The organism is Pseudoalteromonas sp. UBA2102, from assembly GCF_002331165.1.
Classification (GTDB): Bacteria; Pseudomonadota; Gammaproteobacteria; order Enterobacterales; family Alteromonadaceae; genus Pseudoalteromonas; species Pseudoalteromonas atlantica.
This window is the reverse complement of sequence record NZ_DCYU01000066.1, coordinates 1-3,110: the sequence shown is the minus strand read 5'-3', so window position 1 is coordinate 3,110 and position 3,110 is coordinate 1. Positions and strand designations below refer to the sequence as shown.

Below are 3,110 nucleotides of genomic sequence, written 5' to 3'. Positions count from 1 at the left end.
TATTATTGATACTCCAGGACACGTAGATTTCACTATCGAAGTAGAGCGTTCTTTACGTGTACTTGATGGTGCGGTAGTTGTTCTTTGTGCTTCATCAGGTGTACAGCCGCAAACTGAGACAGTTTGGCGCCAAGCGAACAAATACGAAGTTCCAAGAATGATCTTCGTAAATAAAATGGATCGTACCGGCGCTGACTTCTTAACGGTTGTTGACCAGGTGAAATCTCGTCTTGGAGCAACGCCTGTTCCAATCCAGTTGCCAATTGGCGCTGAAGACGACTTTAAAGGTGTTATTGACCTTATAAAAATGAAAGCCATTAACTGGAACGAAGCGGACCAGGGTATGACTTTCTCTTATGAGGCAATACCGGCAGAACTTCAAGAGCTCGCTCAAGAATGGCACTCTCATTTAGTTGAAAGTGCAGCTGAAGCCTCTGAAGAACTAATGGATAAGTACTTAGAAGGTGAAGAGTTAAGTGAAGCAGAGATTAAATCTGCCTTACGTCAACGCACATTAGCGAACGAAATTGTTCCCATTACGTGTGGTAGTGCATTTAAAAACAAAGGCGTTCAAGCTGTGCTTGATGGCGTTGTTGAATACATGCCTGCACCAACACAAGTGAAACAAATCCAAGGTATCCTAGAAAATGGAACTGAGGAAGAACGTCCAGCTGATGATAAAGCGCCGTTTGCTGCACTTGCATTTAAAATTGCAACAGACCCGTTTGTTGGCACTTTAACCTTTTTCCGTGTTTACTCTGGTACTGTTAAACAGGGTGACGCGGTTTATAACCCAGTTAAAAGTAAGCGTGAGCGATTTGGTCGTATCGTACAGATGCATTCAAACTCACGTGAAGAGATCAAAGAAGTTCACGCAGGCGATATTGCGGCAGCTATTGGTCTTAAAGACGTAACAACAGGTGAGACACTGTGTGATCCGAACTCTATCATTACGCTAGAGCGTATGGAGTTCCCAGAGCCAGTTATCTCTGTTGCGGTTGAGCCTCGCACAATCGCTGACCAAGATAAGATGGGTATTGCACTAGGTAAACTAGCCGCAGAAGACCCTTCTTTTCGTGTACAAACTGACGAAGAATCAGGCCAGACTATAATCTCTGGTATGGGTGAACTTCACCTTGATATCATTGTCGACCGTATGAAACGTGAATTCAGTGTTGAATGTAACGTTGGTAAGCCGCAGGTTGCATACCGAGAAGCTATTCGTTCAACTGTTGAAGTTGAAGGGAAGTTTGTACGTCAATCAGGTGGTCGTGGTCAATATGGTCACGTCTGGGTTAAACTTGAACCGATGGATATTTCGGATGATGAAGCACCAATTTATGAGTTCGTTAACGAAACTGTAGGTGGTTCGGTTCCAAAAGAATTTATCCCTGCGGTAGACAAAGGTATCCAAGAGCAAATGTCTCAAGGTGTACTGGCAGGCTACCCATTACTTGGCGTTAAAGCGACTTTATATGATGGTTCATTCCATGATGTAGACTCGAATGAAATGGCATTTAAAATTGCAGGTTCAATGGCAATGAAAGCTGGGGCGCTTAAGGCTGACCCTGTACTTTTAGAGCCAATGATGAAGGTTGAAGTAATCACTCCTGACTCAAACATGGGTGATGTAGTTGGCGACTTAAACCGTCGTCGCGGCATAATCGAAGGCATGGAAGATGCAATAGGTGGACTTAAGCAAGTTAATGCTCAGGTTCCTCTTTCTGAAATGTTTGGTTATGCAACTGCTTTACGATCTGCAACACAGGGCCGTGCTTCTTACTCTATGGAGTTTTTGAAGTACGCTGAAGCCTCTAAAAATGTTGCAGATACAATAATTTCAGCTCGCGCTGTTATATGATTTTAGCTTGTCTGGCTCAATAGTGAGTCAGGCTTTAATTTCTTAATTAGGAATTTTTTAAGATGGCAAAAGAAAAGTTTGAACGCGTAAAACCGCACGTAAACGTTGGTACAATCGGCCACGTTGACCACGGTAAAACTACACTAACTGCAGCAATCACTAACGTACTTGCAAAAGTATACGGCGGTGTTGCTAAAGATTTCGCATCAATCGATAACGCTCCAGAAGAGCGCGAGCGTGGTATCACAATCTCAACTTCTCACGTTGAGTACGATACACCAACTCGTCACTACGCACACGTAGATTGTCCTGGACACGCCGATTATGTTAAAAACATGATCACTGGTGCTGCTCAAATGGACGGCGCTATCTTAGTAGTAGCTGCGACTGACGGCCCTATGCCACAAACGCGTGAGCACATCCTACTTTCTCGTCAGGTTGGCGTACCTTACATCGTTGTATTCATGAACAAATGTGACATGGTTGACGACGAAGAGCTACTTGAGCTAGTAGAAATGGAAGTTCGTGAACTTCTTTCTGAATACGACTTCCCAGGTGATGACTTACCACTAATTCAAGGTTCTGCTCTTAAAGCACTTGAAGGCGAAAAGCAGTGGGAAGACAAGATCGTTGAGCTTGCAGAAGCACTAGATTCTTACATCCCAGAGCCAGAGCGTGACATCGATAAGCCATTCATCATGCCTATCGAAGACGTTTTCTCAATCCAAGGCCGTGGTACAGTAGTAACTGGTCGTGTTGAAGCTGGTATCATCAACGTGAACGACGAAGTTGAAATCGTTGGTATCAAAGAGACTACTAAGTCTACTTGTACTGGTGTTGAAATGTTCCGTAAGCTTCTTGACGAAGGTCGTGCTGGTGAGAACATTGGTGCACTTCTACGTGGTACTAAGCGTGAAGACGTTGAACGTGGTCAAGTACTAGCTAAGCCTGGTTCAATCAACCCACACACTACATTCACTTCAGAAGTATACGTACTTTCTAAAGATGAAGGTGGTCGTCATACTCCTTTCTTCAAAGGTTACCGTCCACAGTTCTACTTCCGTACAACTGACGTAACAGGTGACGTACAGTTACCAGAAGGCGTAGAAATGGTAATGCCTGGTGATAACGTTAAGATGACAGTAACTCTAATCGCGCCAATCGCGATGGACGAAGGTCTTCGTTTCGCTATCCGTGAAGGTGGCCGTACTGTAGGTGCTGGTGTTGTAGCAACTATCGTAGAGTAATA

General features: G+C 44.2%; 2 protein-coding genes. Both read left to right on the top strand.

The features are described 5' to 3' along the window. A partial coding sequence (gene fusA, locus B2R65_RS08880; RefSeq protein ID WP_286742023.1) for an elongation factor G occupies positions 1–1,861 on the top strand: 1,861 nt, incomplete at its 5' end. A 62-nt stretch (positions 1,862–1,923) separates the two neighbouring features. Continuing rightward, positions 1,924–3,108, top strand: a complete 1,185-nt coding sequence (tuf, locus tag B2R65_RS08875; RefSeq protein WP_004589660.1) for an elongation factor Tu — start codon at positions 1,924–1,926, stop codon at positions 3,106–3,108. Positions 3,109–3,110 lie beyond the last annotated feature (2 nt).

Bases quoted from the DNA above. Each gene is read 5' to 3' on its own strand.
- tuf (WP_004589660.1), top strand. From the start codon at position 1,924: ATGGCAAAAGAAAAGTTTGAACGCGTAAAACCGCACGTAAACGTTGGT.